The sequence below is a fragment of the bacterium genome, from assembly GCA_019695305.1.
In the GTDB taxonomy this organism is placed as follows: domain Bacteria; phylum UBA10199; class UBA10199; order UBA10199; family JAIBAG01; genus JAIBAG01.
On record JAIBAG010000001.1, the window covers coordinates 252823 to 271484 of the forward strand.

Consider the following 18662-nt stretch of genomic DNA (forward strand, 5'->3'; position numbering starts at 1 on the left):
TCCCTGAACTTTGTTCAGGCCGACTAACAAGCTCTAAGGAGGATGGATATGAAATTTAAAAGTCAACGCGTGGCTTACTACTTTTTTGCGGTGTGCATGTTACTTTTGTCGTTACAGCTTCTTTACGGGTTTATTATGGGTTTTGCCCATATGGGTTATGATGTGTTGCATAGCTGGATACCCTTTAATGCGGCGCGAGCCACACATACCAATCTCCTTGTGATGTGGTTGCTGGCGGGTTTTATGGGGTCGGCCTACTACATTATCCCCGAAGAATGTGACACCGAAATTGTGTCGGAGAAACTGGCTTATGTGCAGCTTGTAGCTCTTGTGGTGGTGGGTGTTACAGCTGTTATTGGGTTTCATTTTAACTGGTGGGAAGGTCGTAAATTTTTAGAAATTCCACGCCCGCTTGATTATTTGGTTGTTGTGGATGTTTTGCTCTTCATTTTTTTAATTGGTGCCACACTATGGAAGTCGCCCAAAAAAACAACAACCAGCATGGTTCTCTTTTTTGGGCTTTTGTGCGCAGCCCTTTTGTATTTGCCGGGCATGATTCCTACCATCAGCCAAACAGTTGATTCGTACTGGAGATGGTGGGTGGTTCATTTGTGGGTGGAAGGTGTGTGGGAATTAATTTTGGGTTCTATTTTATCATTCCTGCTTATTAAACTTACCGGCGTTGATCGCGAAATTATTGAAAAGTGGCTTTATGTGATTGTGGGATTCACCTTTTTGTCGGGTATTTTGGGAACGGGGCATCATTATTATTTTATTGGAACGCCTAAATATTGGCTTATGGTGGGAGGTATTTTCAGTGCACTCGAGCCCATCGCCTTTTTAGGTATGGCTATTTATGCCGTGGCCATGATGAAAAAAGGAGGGAAGACGCAAGATAACAAAACGGCCATGTTGTGGACCGTGGGTTGTGCCATTATGTCGTTTGTGGGAGCTGGCTTTTTGGGTTTTGCGCACACCTTGCCGCAGGTTAATTTATATACTCATGGAACTTTGGTAACAGCTATGCATGGTCATATGGCTTTTTGGGGGGCTTATGCCATGTTGGTACTTGCGATTATCACGTACTCGCTTCCCATTATGACGGGACGCAAATTAAATGATACAGGCCTTAATGTGTTTGCTTTTTGGACTTCGAATATTGGGATGATTGCCATGACACTGGCCTTTGCTGTGGCTGGTGTGTCGCAAGTTTATCTCGAACGCAGAATGGGACTTGATTTTTTAACGGTGCAAAAAGAAATTGAAGTGCACTTTTTAGGTTTGGTTTTGGCTGCCGCTCTTTTTACGTTAGGTATTGGTGCGTTTGTAGTTAACTTTATTCGTTATGGAAAACCTTACTTTAGTAAAGCCTAAGGCGTCGCCTTATTATTTGCCCCAGGGTGAAGAGGAAAGTGTGTTGACGCATGCCTACCGGCAAAAAATACCGTTACTTCTTAAAGGGCCAACCGGTTGCGGCAAATCACGCTTTGTAGAAAAAATGGCGCATCAACTCAATCGTCCGCTGATTACGGTTGCGTGTAACGAAGATACCTCGGCCAGTGATTTAGTGGGGCGTTATTTAGTAAAAGGAGGCGAAACGGTTTGGCAGGATGGCCCTGTGACGCGGGCTATCAAGACGGGTTCCTTTTTATATCTCGATGAAATTGCCGAAGCGCGTGAAGACGTGGTGGTCTTAATTCACTCACTCACCGATCATCGTCGCGAATTGTATATAGATCGATTAAATGAGGTGTTGAAGGCGCCAAGTGAGTTTATGCTCCTTGTTAGTTTTAATCCGGGTTATCAAAGTGCGTTAAAAGAAATGAAACCTTCAACGCGGCAACGTTTTATAGCGCTCAATTTTAATTATCCAATTCTGGAAGCCGAAATAAAAATTGTAATGGCCGAAAGTGCCTGTACTGAGGATGTGGCTAAACGTTTGTGCAAAATGGCTCTTAAAATGCGCGCGATCGAAAATTATGAGTTTCGTGAAACAGTATCAACCCGACTTATAGTTTATGCCGCCAAGCTTATTGTATCAGGATTGTCCCCAAGGCTTGCTACCACCGTTGCTGTATCTCAAGTTATGACGGACGACCCAGAAGCGTTAGCAGCATTAAACGATATTGTGTCTCTTACTTTTTAACCTGTATGTCACTAGACGAAAAAATTTTTGGTTCTGTTTGGAATTTTTTTTCAACCTTAAAAAGTAATCACGAATTTCCACATGCTGTTTATCTTAAAAATGTTCACGAGCGATTAACTCATTTTTCTTCTATTGTTTGTGGACGTCCTATTACCCTTATTCCATGCGTTAAAACAGGTAGTTTTGATGGCATAACTTTTTATTTGCCTCAAGTGTGCAATCTTTATTCCGAACTTTCTTTAAATTACGAAGCTTATCTTTTTAGAATTATGTTCTCGTGTTCTTTGTGGAATGAATTTTCAAAACCTCAAGCTTTGGTGGTGTTGCCCGATGATATTAAAAATTATCTTATCTTAAAATTAACCGCCGATTGGCCACAATTTGGTGCGCTTTATATGCGGCTTATGGGGGCGTCGTTAGTAGAGGGAGTGTTTCCAAAAAATCGTGATGATTTTTTGTTTGGAAAAATGCCAGTGTGGCAGAAGCTTGATACGCTTGGCGAAGAGAGTACTTTTGGGGAGGCTACACAGAAAGGAGGATACGATATTACGATTAAAGATCGTCCACAACAAGTGGAGCTATCGAGCGAGCCCGAAAATCCACTGGTGCACAGTTTTGAAAAAGTACACACCGCCGAAGACTATCAGGGAGGTAATAAAAATAAGGATGGATCGGATAGTGGTGATATGAGTGATGCTTTAGGAGAAGTAGAATTTGATACGGTTATTCTCACTAATCAAAGTGCCCAGGGGCGGGTGAATGTTGATTCTGGTTTTTTGCTCGACAATAAAAGCAGCGAATTGTTGCCAGGCAAATGTACTTTTGTATATCCCGAATGGCAGACATCAAAAAAAATATATAAAAAAGAATGGTGTACCGTTTACGAAAATAAAACAAATGGCCTGCGTGCAGAATTAGGCGATATTACGTTACTTAAAAAAATGGCCACACAAGTGGCTATGAATATTGCGCCTAATGTTCGGCGTTTTAAAAAAAATGAAAAAGAAGGCGAAGAGCCCGATCTGGATGGTTTGGTTCGGTATCATGCCGATTGTTTGAGTAAAAATGTGGATGAGCCGCGCTTGTATCTTAAACAGAAAAGAATGGAGAATAATTTTGCTCTTCTTTTTTTGGCCGATACCAGTCAATCAACCGAAGGATGGTTAGGGGATGTTGAAATTATTTCGCTAGTGCGTGAGGCTTTGATGGTGAGTGCCTTAAGTCTGCAAAAAGCGGGCTTGGGTCAATATGCATTAGCCAGCTTTTATTCGCACACACGGCACCAGTGTTCATTTGAAATTATCAAATCCTTTGATGATGTTATGTCTTTAGAAAACGAGAAGCGGATTTTATTGGCCATTCAGGCGTTAAGGCCTAAAGGCTATACCCGTATTGGGCCCGCTATTCGGCATGCTACCCATCTATTAAATAAAGTTAGTGCCAAAAAGAGGGTGTTGGTGGTTTTAAGTGATGCCAAACCAAGTGATTACGATGGATACGAGGGGCGTTATGGTTTTGAGGATGTGTTAAAGGCGAGTCATGAGGCAAAGGCTTGCGGCATTGGGTTTAGCGCCTTTGCTTTTTCACACGCAAGCCAAAAAAAAGCACACGATTTATTTGGGGGTAAGGTCTTTAGGGCTAGTTCCATTCATCAATTTGCTCGTGGGTTAGCGCAATTGATGAGGGAATTGGTGGTGAGTTAAAACTCTATACCTGTTTCCAGAGCTAGCTTTTTGATATGGGGAATTTCGATTAAGCGGTTTTGAGTAAGAATGAGATTCTGTTTTTCAAGCTGGGTGAGGGTGCGGATGACAGTTTCAACGGTAGACCCTACCCTATCGGCAATATCTTGACGTGTGAGTGGGACTGTAATCCGGCTTGTTTGGGGAAAAGAGAGTTTGATGCGGTTTAGAAGATCGATCAGAAAGTAAACGATGCGTTTTTCTACCGAATCGAAGGTGCTTACTCGATCTTCGTGGGCTTGTTTTAAGCGTTCGGCCATTTGCGACATCAGTAATTCCCGAATATGGGGATGAGGCATAAAAAAACTCTGAAATGCCTCCCGTGATATTTCAAGGCATTGAGATAGTTCAAGAATTGACGTGCTAATAGGATAAATACCACCTTGCAAAGCTACTGCAGCTCCCACTATTTCACCGGGCAATAAAATATGAACAATGCGTTCCTTTCCGTCGGGATGATGGCGGATGAGTTTGGCACTCCCCATGAGTAAAACATAGGCATGCGTTGCAGGATTACCCGCTTTGTACAAAAAATCGCCCCTATCGAGTTGCTTTATGCTTGAATGTTTTATCAGTAATTGCAGTTCAGTGTCTAAAATATGATTAAAAAGAGGGCAGTTTCTGAGTAATTTTTCCTTATTTGTGTCGTTATGCATGTTTTTCAAATATATCTGTTTTTTTTATATGGCTAGTTCTTTCTAAATATCACTACATAAGTGGTATTTTGTGAGGATGTTTTTTTTAAAAGGTTCGCATAATAAAAACAGCCGTTTATTTTAAATTTTTACTAATTTTTACTTTACAGAAAACATATCAACAGGTAATTACCCCGATACAAAATGAATGGGGATTCAGTTTTTATTCCTCAAATCATTACTAAATTTTTAAAGCGTACATATAAATAATGCTTCCAGAGATTCCTAAAAAAGTTTTAGCTCCTCTTTTGCTTGTTGTTTTTTGTTTATTAGCATTTGTAGGCTACAGTCTTTACAAGGTGGGTGATAACACTGGTTATGCTCCCGAGCAGCCTATTCCGTTTAGCCACAAGCGCCATGCGGGCGATAATAAAATTCCCTGTCAGTATTGTCATGCCAATGTAGATAACGGACGTCCTGCTACTATTCCGGCCATGAACGTGTGTATGAATTGTCACAGTGTGGTTAAAACCGATTCTCCTTACATCAAAAAATTGCATCAATTATATAATGAAGGCAAACCCTTCGATTGGGTAAAAGTTCACGATGTACCCGACCATGTTTATTTTAACCACATGCCGCACATTAAAAAAGGTTTGGATTGTGCCGAGTGTCACGGCGATGTGGCCAATATGGCAAAAATTGAACAGGTCAAAACCTTGCAGATGGGTTTTTGTATCGACTGTCACCGCGCCAAGGGAGCGCCTACCAGTTGTACAACCTGTCATAACTAAAAAATTGATATGAATGAGATGAACAAAAATTCAAAAAAACACTGGGGTAGCCTGGAAGAGTATTTTGAGACCTCCAGTTTTAAAGACGGCATTGGCCGCGAATTTTTGGCGCCTCCCCAAGAACAAAAAGTAACCGAAATTGAACGTCGTGACTTTTTAAAGGTGATGGGTGCGGGTCTTTTTATGGCCACAGCTGCTTGTACGCGCCGTCCTGTTGAAAAAATTATTCCCTACGTCAATCGTCCGCTTGATACCACGCCAGGTGTTGCTAACTATTATACCTCCACCTGCGATTCTTGTTCGTCGGGTTGTGGTATTTTGGTAAAAACACGTGAAGGTCGTCCTATTAAAGTAGAAGGTAATCCCGAGCATGTGATGAATGAAGGGGCGCTGTGTGCTCGCGGGCAAGCTTCGGTTTTAAATTTGTATGATCCCGATCGTTTAAAGGCGCCTCTTGTTATTGAAGATATTACGGGTTTAAGCCAAGAGCTTACATTGGCCGAGTTGGATGATTCGCTTAAAAATAAGTTTAATGCTCTTCGTCAGGGTAATAAAAAATTAGTGCTTTTAACCGGGCTTATTACCAGTCCTACTACACTTAAAATTATTCGTGACTTTTTATCGGCCTATCCTGGTAGCCAGCATGTTATGTTTGATGCGGCTCATCCCGAAGAAGTATCGCTTGCTAACGACGCTTCTTATGGTGAAAAAATGATCCCGCACTATGCATTTGATAAAGCGGATGCCGTAGTAAGTTTTGGTGCCGACTTTTTAGGGACTTATGTATCGCCTGTAGAATTTTCTAAAAAATTCTCTAAAAATCGTAAATTAGCCGAAAAGCCTGAGATGTCGCAACTGACAGTTGTGGAATCGGTTCTTTCACTAACGGGTACTAATGCCGATGTGCACCACGCTGTAAAGCCTGGAGACGAACTTGTAGTAGCTTTGGGTGTGGCTAATCTTGTTGGTAAAAAATCGGGTGGCGTTCCCTCTGTTATTGCTGCTTACAATGCCGAAAAAGTATCTGGTCTGACCGGTGTTTCGGCCAAGGCCCTTGAAGATATTGCCGATACCCTTCTTAAAAATCGCGGTAAAAGTTTAGTATTGGGTGGTACGGTTCGTGGCGCTCATGCAGTAGCATTACAAACGGTTGTTAATTTTATTAACTCGGCTTTAGGTAACGATGGTATTACCGTGGATTTTGGCCGTGGCTCAAATGAAGTTTCCAGCGGTTTTGGTGCTCTTACTCAATTGGTAAGTGACATGAAGGCTGGTAATGTTGGCGCTCTTATTATTCAAGGTATCAACCCTGTTTTCTCGTTACCGGCTTCGTTAAAATTTGCTGACGCGCTTTCTAAGGTTCCGTTAACTGTTAGTTTTGCCAAAGTGTTAGATGAAACGGCTAAAATTTCCGATTATGTTGTGGCCGAATCGCATGCTTTTGAAACTTGGGGTGATGCTAACCCACGTAATGGTCTTTATAGTATTATTCAGCCTACCATCAGTCCTTTATATAGCACGCGTTCTTTGGGTGAAATGTTGTTGGTGCTTTCTGGTAACACGCAAACTTACTATACATCCTTAAAAGCAACCTGGAATGATTCTATTTTAGGTGGAACTTCGTGGGATGAAGTCTTGCAAAAAGGTTTTGTGCAAAAAGAAGGTGGCAGTGCTTCGCGTTCTTTTAATTCTTCTGCTCTGGCTGTTGTGCCGGCTAACCTGGGCACGGTTTCAAATAAATTTATTCTTTCGCTCTGCCCTTCGCGTGCCATCAGCGACAGTCAAGATGTGAACAACTCTTGGTTGCAGGAAATGCCAGATCCCATTTCAAAAGTAACGTGGGATAACTATATTTCTATGGCTCCTCAAGCGGCCCGCGATTTACGTTTGGCCGAAGGAGATGTGGTGGCTATTAGTGCTGCCGGTGTGTCGGGTGAATTCCCGGTGCATATTCAGCCCAAAATGCATCCGCAAACTTTGTCGCTTGCTGTAGGTTATGGTCGCAAAGTATCGGGTAAGGTGGGAACGGGTGTTGGTTTTGATGCTTATCCTTTTCAACAGGTTGTAGACGGTAATTTGGCTTGGGGTGGTTTGGTTTTAGAGAGTGTTATTAAAACGGGAGTTAATCATCAATTAGCCATTACGCAAGGTCATCATACTATGGAAGGTCGCGATATTGTGCGCGAAACCACCTTGGAAGAATTTGCTAAAAACCCCGAGGCCTCTAACGAGGGTCATGAAGCCGAAGATTTAACTTTGTGGCCTGTACACGAATATAAAGGTTACCGCTGGGGTATGGCCATCGACATGAGTGTGTGTACCGGTTGTAATGCGTGTATGATTGGCTGCCAATCTGAAAACAATATTCCTACAGTAGGTCGCGAACAGGTTATTGTGGGTCGTGAGATGCACTGGATTCGTGTTGACCGTTATTATGTTGGCGATCCCGATAAAAATCCAGATGTGTCGTATCAGCCTATGCTGTGCCAGCATTGCGAAAATGCTCCTTGCGAAACGGTATGTCCGGTTATTGCTACAGTGCACGACGAAGAAGGTTTAAATACCATGGTGTACAACCGCTGTGTGGGTACGCGTTATTGTGCCAATAACTGTCCGTATAAAGTGCGTCGTTTTAATTATTTTGGTTATCACGATGTAGTTGAAAAACCGCGTTCATATCAGTTTAACCCCGAAGTAACCGTGCGCGAACAAGGGGTGATGGAAAAATGTACTTTTTGTATCCAGCGCATTCATGAAGCCAAGTGGAATGCCAAGTATGAAAACCGTTTGGTGAAAGACGGCGAAATTAAAACCGCCTGTCAGCAAACCTGTCCTACCGATGCGATTGTGTTTGGTAATACCAACGATCCCGATAGTAAGGTTTCCAAAATTAAGAAGTTGCCACGCGGGTATCATGTGCTGGAAGAAACCAATGTGAAATCACAAGTGACGTATTTGGCTAAAGTTAGAAATAAAGTGTCAGCCTGAGGCTGATCCGCCTCTGGCGGAAAGGTTAAGAGATGGAAATAGTAAATAATAAAATTATTAAAGAACCTCTTGTTGCTCCGGGTCGCGTGTATGCTGATGTGAACGATCGTGTGTGTGCGCCTTTGGAACGCTTTCCATCTATTAAATGGTGGGCCTGTTTTTTGGTGGCGCAAGTGGCTTTGGCTATTGGTACTTTTCTTGTGATCAATATGTTCAAACAGGGTTTGGGCGTATTGGGTATTAACCATCCTGTAGCTTGGGGAACATTTATTACCAATTTCGTGTTTTGGATTGGTATTGGTCACGCAGGTACTCTTATTTCGGCTATTCTCTTTTTGTTCCGTCAAAAATGGAGAACTGCTATCAATCGTTCGGCTGAAGCTATGACAATTTTTGCTGTGATGACCGCCGGTATGTTTCCTATTCTTCACACCGGTCGTCCCTGGTATGCCGCTTTTTATTTGTTCCCTTATCCTAATCAGCGACAATTATGGGTCAATTTTCGTTCACCGCTTGAGTGGGACGTGTGGGCGGTATCAACTTATTTCACAATTTCGCTTCTATTCTGGTACATTGGTCTTATTCCCGATATTGCTTCGGTGCGTGATCGAGCTAAAAACACCATTCGTAAAATTGTTTATACGGTTCTTTCCTTTGGCTGGAGAGGTTCGGCCAAGCATTGGAACCATTATGAAATGGTTTATTTAATCTTAGCGGGTCTTTCTACTCCTCTCGTGCTCTCGGTGCACTCCATCGTATCTTTCGATTTCGCTGTTGCCATTTTGCCTGGTTGGCATACCACCATTTTTCCTCCTTATTTCGTTGCTGGCGCTGTGTTTTCTGGCTTTGCTATGGTGGTTACTCTCTTATGCATTGTGCGCGAAGTATTTAACTTAAAAGATTTTATTACGGTAGGTCATTTGGAGAATATGAATAAAATTATTCTCCTTACCGGCACTATTGTAGGCTACGCCTACATTATGGAATTTTTTATCGCTTGGTATTCGGGTAGCATGTATGAACGATTCGCGTTTATTAACCGTGCAACCGGTCCTTATGCGTGGTCGTACTGGATTATGATGACTTGTAACGTGATTACTCCGCAAATTTTCTGGTTTAAAAATTTACGTCGCTCTATCCCGGTTATGTTTGTGGCATCTCTCATTGTTAATATTGGTATGTGGTTTGAGCGTTTTGTAATTATTATCACCTCACTCCATCGCGATTATTTGCCCTCAAGCTGGGATTATTACATCCCCACATTAACCGATTGGGGAATCACCATTATGAGTTTTGGTTTTTTCTTTACGTTATTTTTACTCTTTTGCCGGGTATTACCCACCATTTGTATGTTTGAAGTGAAAATGGTGATGGAAACCAAAGGAAAGCATCACTAGTTATGGCTACTAAGGAAAAAGGAATTTTGGCCGTTTTTAACGATCAGCATCAATTGCTTGATGCTATTAAAAAAGTACGCGCTATGGGCATTACCAAAATGGATGCCTTTACGCCTTTTCCCATACACGGCATTGAAGATGCCATGGGACTTAAGCGCTCGTGGATTCCATGGGCAACGTTGGTATATGGCTTAACGGGCGCAACACTTGCTTTTACTTTTGAAACTTGGACCTCAGCTTTTGATTGGCCGCTTAATATTGGTGGTAAGCCTTTTATTTCCTGGCCAGCTTTTATTCCAATTACTTTTGAAGGTGGTATTTTAATTGGCGGTGTGCTGACCGTATTAACACTTTTTGGTGTGATGAAGTTACCTTGTTTTAGTAAGCCGGTTTTAGATGTTAGACTTACCAACGATCACTTTGGTCTTATGATTGAAGATGCCGACCCCAAGTTTAACGAAGATAAATTAAGCAACGCTTTTAAAGAATGCCACGTGGTGGACATTAAAAAAATTGGCCACTAACAAATGTTAGTGCAAACAAGCGGTAGTATTTTTTAAATTAAGGATTTGTTAGTAATTTATGAAACGTTTTTATCAATACATTCTGGTGATGGTTATAGCGGTGGTGTTAAGCGCTTGTGCAGGTGCTGGTGGTAATCGCACTACTTTTGAATATATGCCCGATATGATGGATCAATGGCATATTAAGGCACAAGAAGAACCGTATCGAGCTGCTCCCGAAGGCACGGTACCGGTAGGCTACAAAGCTTATCCTTATTCTAAAGAAGAAGGGGATATGGCTAATAGTTTGCAAAACCCTCTGGCCATGACCAAAGAAAATCTTTTATTAGGCAAAAAAACTTTTAATACCTATTGTATTGTGTGTCATGGTTCTCGTGGCAAGGGTGATGGTTATATTGTTCCCAAATTTCCCATGCCGCCGTCTCTTCAATCCGATAAGGTACGCGGTTTATCCGATGGGCGTTTGTTTCATATCATGACACGTGGACAAAATTTGATGCCCTCATATGCCTCTCAAACTTTAGAGAAAGAAAGATGGGCAACAGCTCTTTATATACGGGCTCTGCAGCGCTCGGTTAAACCCAGTGCCGAAGACGTAGAAATTTTTAACAGCATGCTTAAGTAAGGAATTGTATGAATGCCGCTCCCCGAAAATATGAAATGCCAAAAGCCCTTGCTGGTTTAATGCTGGCTTTTGTGGTGGTTGGTGTAGTGTCGTTTTTGCACACGTTAAAAATAGATGAACAGCGCGCTTGGACCGGGTTTTTACATCAGTATTTTTACTGGTTATGTTTAGGTTTGGGCGGGCTCTTTTTTACAGCTTTGCAGCACATTACCGGATCTTACTGGAGTGTGACGGTGCGCCGTATAGCCGAAGTGTTTAGTGCTTATTTGCCGGTGGCACTTGTGTTGTTTTTTGTGTTGCTCGCGGGTTCGGGCCATTTATTTGAATGGATGCATGCCGATGTAGTGGCTCATGATCATTTACTTCAGGGTAAATCAGCTTATCTCAATAAACCATTTTTTATTATCCGTGCTCTGTTTTTGTTTGGGGTGTGTTTTACTTTGGGTTACAAAATGATCTGTAATTCACTCAAGCAAGATGAAACGGGTGATGCAGCGTTAACCTTAAAAAACACCAAAATGGCGCCGTTGTTTTTGTTTCTTTTTGGTTGGGGTTTTACCTTTGTAACAGTAGATCTCATCATGTCTCTTTCACCTCATTGGTTTAGCACAATTTTTGGTGTTTATTGTTGGGCCGGACTTTTTTCATCTACTCTGGCTATGCTGGCTTTGTGGGTATTGCGTTTAAAACGCAAAGGAATTTTAGCTGGTTTTGTTAACGAAAACCACTTGCACGATATTGGCAAGCTCATGTTTGCTTTCATGGTATTTTGGGCTTATACCGGTTTTTCACAATTCATGCTGATTTGGTATGGTAATTTACCCGAAGAAAATTTCTTTTATTTAAACCGTATTGTAACCGAAGGCAGTATTAGCTGGCTTTGTATTTCGCGAATTCTCATGGTGGGTCATTTTGGTTTGCCTTTCTTGTTATTTATTGGCCGCAAACAAAAGAGAAACGAAATATTTCTTATGTGTACAGCCATCTGGTATTTAATTTTTCAATGGATTGATATTTACTGGTTGGTGTACCCCACTTTTTATAAAATTCCAGTTTTTGGTTTTTATGAAGTGGGTCTCTTTTTGGGATTTTTAGGATTATTTGTGTTGTCGGTGGGTTTCCGTCTGTCCCGTGTGTCGCCGGTGGCGTACCGCGATCCTCGGATGGAAGACGCACTACACCACCATCAATGAAGTTTGTTGTTGTTTGCTCTTTGATTTTAATAAGCGTTGTAAGCTGGGCTGCGGATATAGATCCGCAAGCAATGGTGATTACAAACCAGGTGGGAAGCAGGCTTCCAGATGTTGGTTTTAAAGATGAGATGGGAAACCAGGTTCATCTTAAAACAATTTTAAACGAGGGTAAGCCTGTTATTCTGACGCCGGTATATTACGGTTGTCCTAGTTTGTGCACAGTGGTGCTTAATGGTTTGTTAGATGGGTTAAAGGAATTAAAAGACGATTTTAAGGGTGAATTTAAAATTGTAACTTTTAGTATTAATCCAGAGGAAACCCCACAAATAGCTGCTGTTAAAAAAGAAGCCTATGTGAAGGAGTCATCCTTCAGCCCGCATGATTGGTATTTTTTAACGGGTGATGACGCTAGTATTAAATCGCTAACCCAGGCGTTAGGATTTCATTACCAACGCTTAGGCGATGAGTATGTGCATGGTGCCGGAATTTTTGTGGTGTCGTCCAAAGGTGACTTAAAAAGAACCCTTTTTGGGAGTCATTACAGAGCGCAAGATTTAAAGCTTGCGTTAATTGAAGCCGGAGCTGGTGAATTGGCTCACAAAGTGAGTTCCTATTTTTACCGGTACGATGATTTAACGAGGCAGTATAGGCCACATGGCCCAAGACTTTTAAAATTAGTAGGTGCTTTTTTACTTTTTAATTTGGCTTTTTTTGTATGGAAAAGAAACAAAGTAAACAATTAGTGTTGAGTGTAGCAATTTTGATGTGCGGCTTGATAATGCCAAGCTTTGTGCATGCCGATGATTTGCAGGAAATTTCGCAAAATATCACGTCCACTCCCGATCAAATTGCCAAAGGTAAAACTGTGTTTATGTCTAATTGTATGACATGTCACGGTTCTGAAGGAAAAGGTGACGGCCCGGCGGCTGCAGCATTTAATCCTAAGCCGCGCAATTTTACCGCAGAAAAATTTAAGCAAGGTTCTAGCCCTTCGGCCACTTTTTATACTGTGACCAATGGTATGGGCAGTATGCCTTCGTTTGCCGCTTTGTCAGTATCCGATCGTTTGGCGGCCATTCATTTTGTGTTAAGTTTGTCGCCCAATCGCGAAAAGGATACTCCTGATACTTTATCCAAAATTGGTCTTGGTCCCGACTTAAAACCTTTAGCTAATTTTAATAGTAATAAAGCTCCAGAGTTACCAATTGATTATATTATTGAACGTATGTCGACTGACGGTAACGTAAAAACGCTCGATTACAAATTGCTGGCCAAGCAAATGGAAGAAGAGAAAAAGGCGGCCGCCACTCCTGTAGCACAAGCCCCTGTTCAGGCCGATTTAAAACGAGGAAAAGTTTTGTTTGAATCGTGCACGATTTGCCACGGTGATAATGGCGAAGGAACAAAGCTTGCTACAGCGCCTCAAATTGCAGGCCAGGATGTTGATTATTTAATGCGTCAGCTTAAAAACTTTCAAACAGGTGTAAGAGGGGCTCACCCCGACGACGTGAATGGTCTTAAAATGCGTCCTATGTCGCGTATGTTACAAACAGAAGAAGATGTTATAAACGTAGCGCATTACGTGGCAAGTCTTCCTAACACTAAAACCGAAAATACTTTAGGTGGTGATAAAGAAAAAGGAAAGATTACCTACAACACCTGTATGTCATGCCATGGAGCTGATGCAAAAGGATCAAAAGCGATGAATGCTCCCATGCTTAAGTATTTGCCCGATTGGTACATCATGACGCAAATTCATAATTTTCAAAAAGGAATTCGTGGTACAGATTCTCGTGATACAAACGGGGCTACCATGCGTGGTATGGCGGCAAGTTTAGCAACGGACGATATGATAAAAGACGTGGCTGCTTATATTCAATCATTACAGTAAACAGAGGAAGTTATGGCAGATAACGACAATGTGACACCTGAAGGAGAAGCAAAGTACTTTTTTTATTTTACACTAGGGCTGCTTGCTGCCTATGTAGGCGCTGTTCTGATTTTTGTTTTCTAGTTTATTTGGAGTAATTTATGTTACAACACTTTCTTCCCGGTATTTCCTCCTATAGTGCCCAATCCGATCAACTGTTTGATCTCATTACGTATGTTATGGGTTTTTGGTTTTTCTTAGGGCAGGGACTTTTTTTTTACTTCATCCTAAAATACCGTCGTAAGCCCGGAGTTCCTTCGGTTTATATTTCTGGTGATAGCAAACAGGAGAAAAAACCTATTGCTTGGGCACACAAGCTTTTACTTGTTTGCGATATTGTTATTGTGCTGGCCGCCGTTAAAGTTTGGTATCATGTAAAGCAAGAACTTCCCCCGGCCGATGCTACTATTAAAGTGATTGGTCAGCAATGGGCCTGGACCTTTGTTGATGCGGGTAAAGACGGCAAACTGGATACTCCCGATGATATCACCACTATTGATGAGCTTCATGTACAAGTGAATAAAACCTATCATTTTTTACTTACAACAAAAGACGTGCTTCATAGTTTTTTTGTACCGGTATTTCGCCTTAAGCAAGATGCGGTTCCTGGGCGAGAAATTGTGGGTTGGTTTAAAGCTCTTGAAACAGGTGAGTATGATATTACCTGTGCCGAAATTTGTGGCGTGGGTCATGGTCTCATGGGAGGCAGAATTTTTATTGAAAGCGAAGAAGACCACCAAAAATGGGTTGATAATCATTCTTCACAGGGCAGTGCTAAATTGGGGTTAAATCCATAAGGACAACAATATGTCTCATTCCAACGAACATCATCACGAAAGTTTTTTTAAGAAATATCTTTTTTCCACCGACCATAAAATTATCGGTATGCAGTATTTATTTACTGGCATGTTTATGGGTTTAATTGGTGGGTTTTTGGTTTACGCGTTTCGTATGCAGCTGGCTTTCCCGGGAATTTCGGTTCCCGGATTTGGTGTAGTAACCGAAAGTGGTTACAATGCCCTGGTTACCAATCACGGTGCCGTGATGATTTTTTGGTTTGCCATGCCCGTTCTTATTGCTGCTTTTGGCAACTATTTAATTCCGCTCATGATTGGTTGCGACGATATGGTGTTCCCACGTCTTAATCGTCTTTCCTATCAAATCTTTTTACTCAGTGCCATTATACTGATCATTTCCTTTTTTGTAAAAAATGGCGGTTTTGGTGGCGCTTGGACAGCGTATCCGCCTTTGTCTGCCAAAGCTGAATACAATTTAACTCCCATGGGTGCGCCTTTATGGCTTATTGCTGTTGCTCTTGAATTTGTAGCTTTTTTAATTGGTGGTATCAATTTTATTACAACTCTCATGAACTCACGCGCTAAAGGAATGAAGATGTACGATATTCCCATGGTAGTGTGGATGATTGTGATTGCTAGTATTTTGTTTATGGCTTCCGTAGGTCCGCTTATAGCCGGAGCGGCTATGTTGTTGTTTGATCAATTGATTGGTACTGCGTTTTACGACGCGGCCAAGGGTGGGGATCCGCTTTTGTGGCAACATCTTTTCTGGTTCTTTGGCCACCCCGAAGTTTATGTGGTTTTGTTGCCCACTATGGGTATGGTGGTAGAAGTGATGACCACTTTTTCACGCAAAAAATTGTTTGGTTATAAAACTTTTTTATACTCCACCTTTTTTACCGGAATTTTAAGCTTTGTAGTATGGGCGCATCACCAGTTTGTAGCAGGCATTGATCCACGCATGGCCAATATTTTTACCGTAACCACTTTGCTTATTTCGGTACCTATTGCCGAAATTTGTTTTTTGATGATTGCCACCCTGTATGGCGGATCCATCGAACTTAAAACCCCTATGTTGTTTGCTTTAGCTTTTGTGGCCGAATTTATTATTGGTGGTGTTACCGGAATTTATCTTGGCTCGTCGGGCATGGATATTTATTTCCATGATACCTACTTTGTGGTGGCTCACTTTCATTATACTTTCGTGCCTATTGCCATCATTGGTCTTTTTACCGGTATTTATTATTGGTTCCCCAAAATGTTTGGCAAAATGATGTGTGATACTTTGGGTAAAATTCACTTTTGGGGCACTATTATTTCATTCAATTTTATTTTTATTCCACTTTTCTTTTTGGGTATGGCTGGTGAACATCGTCGTATTTACAACTACCAAAATTTTCCCGACTTAAACACAGTGGGTTTATTTGATTTGCGCAAATTAGCAACGGTGTCGTTATTGGTTATGCTCGCGTTTCAGGCTGTGTTTTTTTACAACTTTATTCGTAGTTTAATTAAGGGTGAAAAGGCTCCGGCTAATCCCTGGAAAGCCAATACGCTGGAATGGCAGGCCCCGTCGCCTCCTCCCCACGGTAATTTTGCCGAATTGCCCGAAGTATATCGTGGGCCTTACGAATTTGGTGTGCCGGGCCGTGACCAAGATTATTGGCCGCAAAATCAACCGAATTAACTTTCATAAGGAACGTTTATGTCACACGGAGTACCTATAGCAAATTTAAGATCGGCAACCGGCATTAAAACAGCCAAGCTTGCAACCTGGCTGGTTATTGCGTCCGAAATAGTTATCTTTGGCGGTTTACTTGTAAGTTATTTGTTGTTTCGTTTAAGACACGAAGATTGGGCTGATGCCGCTAGTCATACTCAAACCTGGGCCGGTGCTTTTAATACTTTTGTGCTCTTAACTTCCAGCTATTTTGTGGTGCTTGCTCACAAAGCTGCCGAAGAAAAGCGTGGTGCCGATGCTTACAAATATCTTTTGTACACTATTGGTGGCGGTTTTGTGTTTATGTGTGTTAAAGCTTTTGAGTACACCACAAAATTTCATCATGGTTTTACCATATCAACAGGTGTTTTTTGGTCGTTTTATTTTACCGCTACAGGCTTACACGGCTTGCACGTGTTAGCGGGTATGGTGATTATGTATATTGTTGGCCAGGATGCCAAAAAGAACCAAAACCTTCATCGTGTAGAATGTATTGGTATTTACTGGCATTTTGTGGATTTAGTGTGGATTTTTCTGTTCCCGCTGCTCTACATTGCAAAATAAGGAGTTATCATGTCTAATAATCATGCAAGCGAAAATCACACAGCCGAGCATCACGAACATCCAAACTATAAAAAGGTTTATATTACCCTTTTAGTTTTATTGGCCATCAGCGTGCTTGGCCCCATGATTGGCATTAAAGCCTTAACCCTTATTACTGCTTTTGGTATTGCCATTGTTAAAGCCTATATGGTGGCAGCCAATTTCATGCATCTTAAATTTGAAAAGAAATACATCAATTATTTCATTCTTACTTGTTTGGCTCTTATGATCTTTTTCTTTTTTGCTATTGCTCCCGATATTATGAAGTGGGAGGGCAGAAACTGGAAGGGTATACGTCCCGAGATTTCCCACGAATCTATCAATGGCCATGGGCACCATTAAGCCACTGAAAGTAAAAGAGTGTTTTTATGAACTCTCTGGCTCACACTAAAAATCCACCGATATCCAATCAGGTTTTGGGCATGCTGGTTTTTATTCTTACCGAAATGATGATTTTTGCGTCATTTATTAGCGCATTTATTATTATTAAATCGGGCGCTCTTAACTGGCCACCTTTGGGTCAACCACGTTTACCGGTAACAACAACGGCATTTAATTCATTTTTTCTTATGGTGAGTGCTCCTCTTTTTATTTACGCCTATCGATTGTTTGTTCAAGGGGCAAGTATCAGTCGTGTAAAAAAAATGTATCTGATTACAGCTATTTGCGGCAGTGTCTTTTTTTTATTGCAGGGTGTGGAATGGATTAAACTGATTCAGTTTGGTTTAACTATGAGCTCGGGTGTGTACGGCAGTTTTTTTTATTTAATTGTGGGGGCACATGCCTTGCATGTTTTGGTGGCTTTAGTGTTATTAGGCGTTATGTACCGCCGGCTTATTTTAAATAAGCTTCATAAAAATGCATTTGCTTCTACTTTGGCATTATGGTTGTTTGTAGTAGGTGTTTGGCCGGTACTGTACTCGTTGGTTTATTTTTAAAATGAATAAAAGATTTTTTACTTTTGTTTTGATCCTTGGCCTGCTGTTAAGCGGAATTACCTATGCCTGCCCTGTGTGTTTTTCCGAAAAGGGAGGCACTCTTAATGCTTTTCGTATCAGTACGGTTTTTTTAAGCCTTCTTCCTCTTGGTTTTATGGGAGGCCTTTTTGGGTGGGTTTGGTACAAGTACAGGAAAATGGATTCTTAATGAACCCCCATACTTCGATTTTACCCGAAATTATTGCCACACTTAATGGTATCAGTTTTATTTTATTAGTAGCCGGCCGCTTTGCTATAAAAGCCGGTCGTCAGGCCTTGCATCGTACGTTGATGCTTTTGGCCGTTTTAAGCTCCACGTTTTTTTTGGTTTTTTATCTTATGCACCATTATCAGGTAGGTTCGGTGCCGTATCCATATCACAATTGGACCCGTATTTTGTATTTTGTGATTTTAATCCCGCACGTTATTTTGGCCGCCTTTATTTTGCCTTTTATTGTGATTGCTTTAAAACATGCTTTTAAAAAACAGCTTGATAAGCACAGGCGCGTAGTGCGGTGGTTGTACCCGACATGGCTCTATGTTTCGTTTACAGGGCTTGTGGTATATGTGATGCTTTATCAATTGTAAGGC

The 18662-nt window shown here is 41.5% G+C and carries 18 protein-coding genes; 17 read left to right on the forward strand and 1 reads right to left on the reverse strand.

Going from position 1 to position 18662, the window contains the following annotated elements; genetic code table 11:
- Window positions 1–48: 48 nt before the first annotated feature.
- The 3 genes from K1X76_01140 to K1X76_01150 are packed head-to-tail and all read left to right on the forward strand — an operon-like array spanning window position 49 to window position 3849.
- A complete protein-coding gene (locus K1X76_01140) occupies window positions 49–1374 on the forward strand; it encodes a cbb3-type cytochrome c oxidase subunit I (protein ID MBX7147664.1) in 1326 nt (441 codons plus the stop codon).
- A complete protein-coding gene (locus K1X76_01145) occupies window positions 1346–2146 on the forward strand; it encodes a CbbQ/NirQ/NorQ/GpvN family protein (GenBank protein MBX7147665.1) in 801 nt (266 codons plus the stop codon). The genes K1X76_01140 and K1X76_01145 overlap by 29 nt, the downstream gene beginning before the upstream one ends.
- A gap of 5 nt (window positions 2147–2151) precedes the next feature.
- The gene (locus K1X76_01150; GenBank protein MBX7147666.1) at window positions 2152–3849 is read left to right on the forward strand and encodes a VWA domain-containing protein; all 1698 of its coding nucleotides are present in this window, start codon (window positions 2152–2154) and stop codon (window positions 3847–3849) included.
- On the opposite strand, the gene K1X76_01155 is transcribed toward K1X76_01150, so the two are convergent.
- Window positions 3846–4544 (reverse strand): Crp/Fnr family transcriptional regulator, encoded by a 699-nt coding sequence (locus K1X76_01155; protein ID MBX7147667.1) that lies wholly within the window; start codon window positions 4542–4544, stop codon window positions 3846–3848. The two genes, K1X76_01150 and K1X76_01155, sit on opposite strands and share 4 nt — an antisense overlap.
- 248 nt (window positions 4545–4792) lie before the next feature.
- Between K1X76_01155 and K1X76_01160 the strand changes: the two genes are divergently transcribed.
- From K1X76_01160 to K1X76_01225, 14 genes are all read left to right on the forward strand, one after another.
- Window positions 4793–5317, forward strand: coding sequence for a cytochrome c family protein (locus K1X76_01160; GenBank protein ID MBX7147668.1), 525 nt, complete (start codon window positions 4793–4795; stop codon window positions 5315–5317).
- Window positions 5318–5326: 9 nt separating this feature from the next.
- Window positions 5327–8305 (forward strand): TAT-variant-translocated molybdopterin oxidoreductase, encoded by a 2979-nt coding sequence (locus tag K1X76_01165; GenBank protein MBX7147669.1) that lies wholly within the window; start codon window positions 5327–5329, stop codon window positions 8303–8305.
- A gap of 32 nt (window positions 8306–8337) precedes the next feature.
- A complete protein-coding gene (gene nrfD, locus K1X76_01170) occupies window positions 8338–9702 on the forward strand; it encodes a polysulfide reductase NrfD (GenBank protein ID MBX7147670.1) in 1365 nt (454 codons plus the stop codon).
- Between the two features lie 2 nt (window positions 9703–9704).
- Window positions 9705–10226: a DUF3341 domain-containing protein gene (locus tag K1X76_01175; protein MBX7147671.1), complete on the forward strand. Its 522-nt coding sequence runs from the start codon at window positions 9705–9707 to the stop codon at window positions 10224–10226.
- 58 nt (window positions 10227–10284) lie between these two features.
- Window positions 10285–10851 (forward strand): c-type cytochrome, encoded by a 567-nt coding sequence (locus K1X76_01180; GenBank protein ID MBX7147672.1) that lies wholly within the window; start codon window positions 10285–10287, stop codon window positions 10849–10851.
- A gap of 35 nt (window positions 10852–10886) precedes the next feature.
- On the forward strand, window positions 10887–12044 hold the full coding sequence (locus tag K1X76_01185) for a molybdopterin oxidoreductase (GenBank protein MBX7147673.1): 1158 nt from the start codon (window positions 10887–10889) through the stop codon (window positions 12042–12044).
- Complete coding sequence (locus tag K1X76_01190; GenBank protein MBX7147674.1) at window positions 12041–12787, forward strand: SCO family protein; 747 nt, start codon at window positions 12041–12043, stop codon at window positions 12785–12787. Before K1X76_01185 ends, K1X76_01190 begins: the two co-directional genes overlap by 4 nt.
- Window positions 12760–13935 carry a c-type cytochrome gene (locus tag K1X76_01195; protein MBX7147675.1) on the forward strand — a complete coding sequence of 392 codons (1176 nt, stop codon included), beginning with the start codon at window positions 12760–12762 and terminating at the stop codon, window positions 13933–13935. Before K1X76_01190 ends, K1X76_01195 begins: the two co-directional genes overlap by 28 nt.
- Before the next feature lie 140 nt (window positions 13936–14075).
- Window positions 14076–14771: a cytochrome c oxidase subunit II gene (locus K1X76_01200; GenBank protein MBX7147676.1), complete on the forward strand. Its 696-nt coding sequence runs from the start codon at window positions 14076–14078 to the stop codon at window positions 14769–14771.
- Between the two features lie 10 nt (window positions 14772–14781).
- Window positions 14782–16458: a cbb3-type cytochrome c oxidase subunit I gene (locus K1X76_01205; protein ID MBX7147677.1), complete on the forward strand. Its 1677-nt coding sequence runs from the start codon at window positions 14782–14784 to the stop codon at window positions 16456–16458.
- 18 nt (window positions 16459–16476) lie between these two features.
- Complete coding sequence (locus K1X76_01210; GenBank protein MBX7147678.1) at window positions 16477–17055, forward strand: cytochrome c oxidase subunit 3; 579 nt, start codon at window positions 16477–16479, stop codon at window positions 17053–17055.
- Window positions 17056–17064: 9 nt separating this feature from the next.
- Window positions 17065–17436, forward strand: coding sequence for a cytochrome C oxidase subunit IV family protein (locus K1X76_01215; protein MBX7147679.1), 372 nt, complete (start codon window positions 17065–17067; stop codon window positions 17434–17436).
- Between the two features lie 26 nt (window positions 17437–17462).
- On the forward strand, window positions 17463–18032 hold the full coding sequence (locus tag K1X76_01220; protein MBX7147680.1) for a cytochrome c oxidase subunit 3: 570 nt from the start codon (window positions 17463–17465) through the stop codon (window positions 18030–18032).
- 207 nt (window positions 18033–18239) lie between these two features.
- Entirely contained in the window at window positions 18240–18659 is a 420-nt protein-coding gene (locus tag K1X76_01225) for a DUF420 domain-containing protein (GenBank protein MBX7147681.1), read from the forward strand.
- Window positions 18660–18662: the final 3 nt, after the last annotated feature.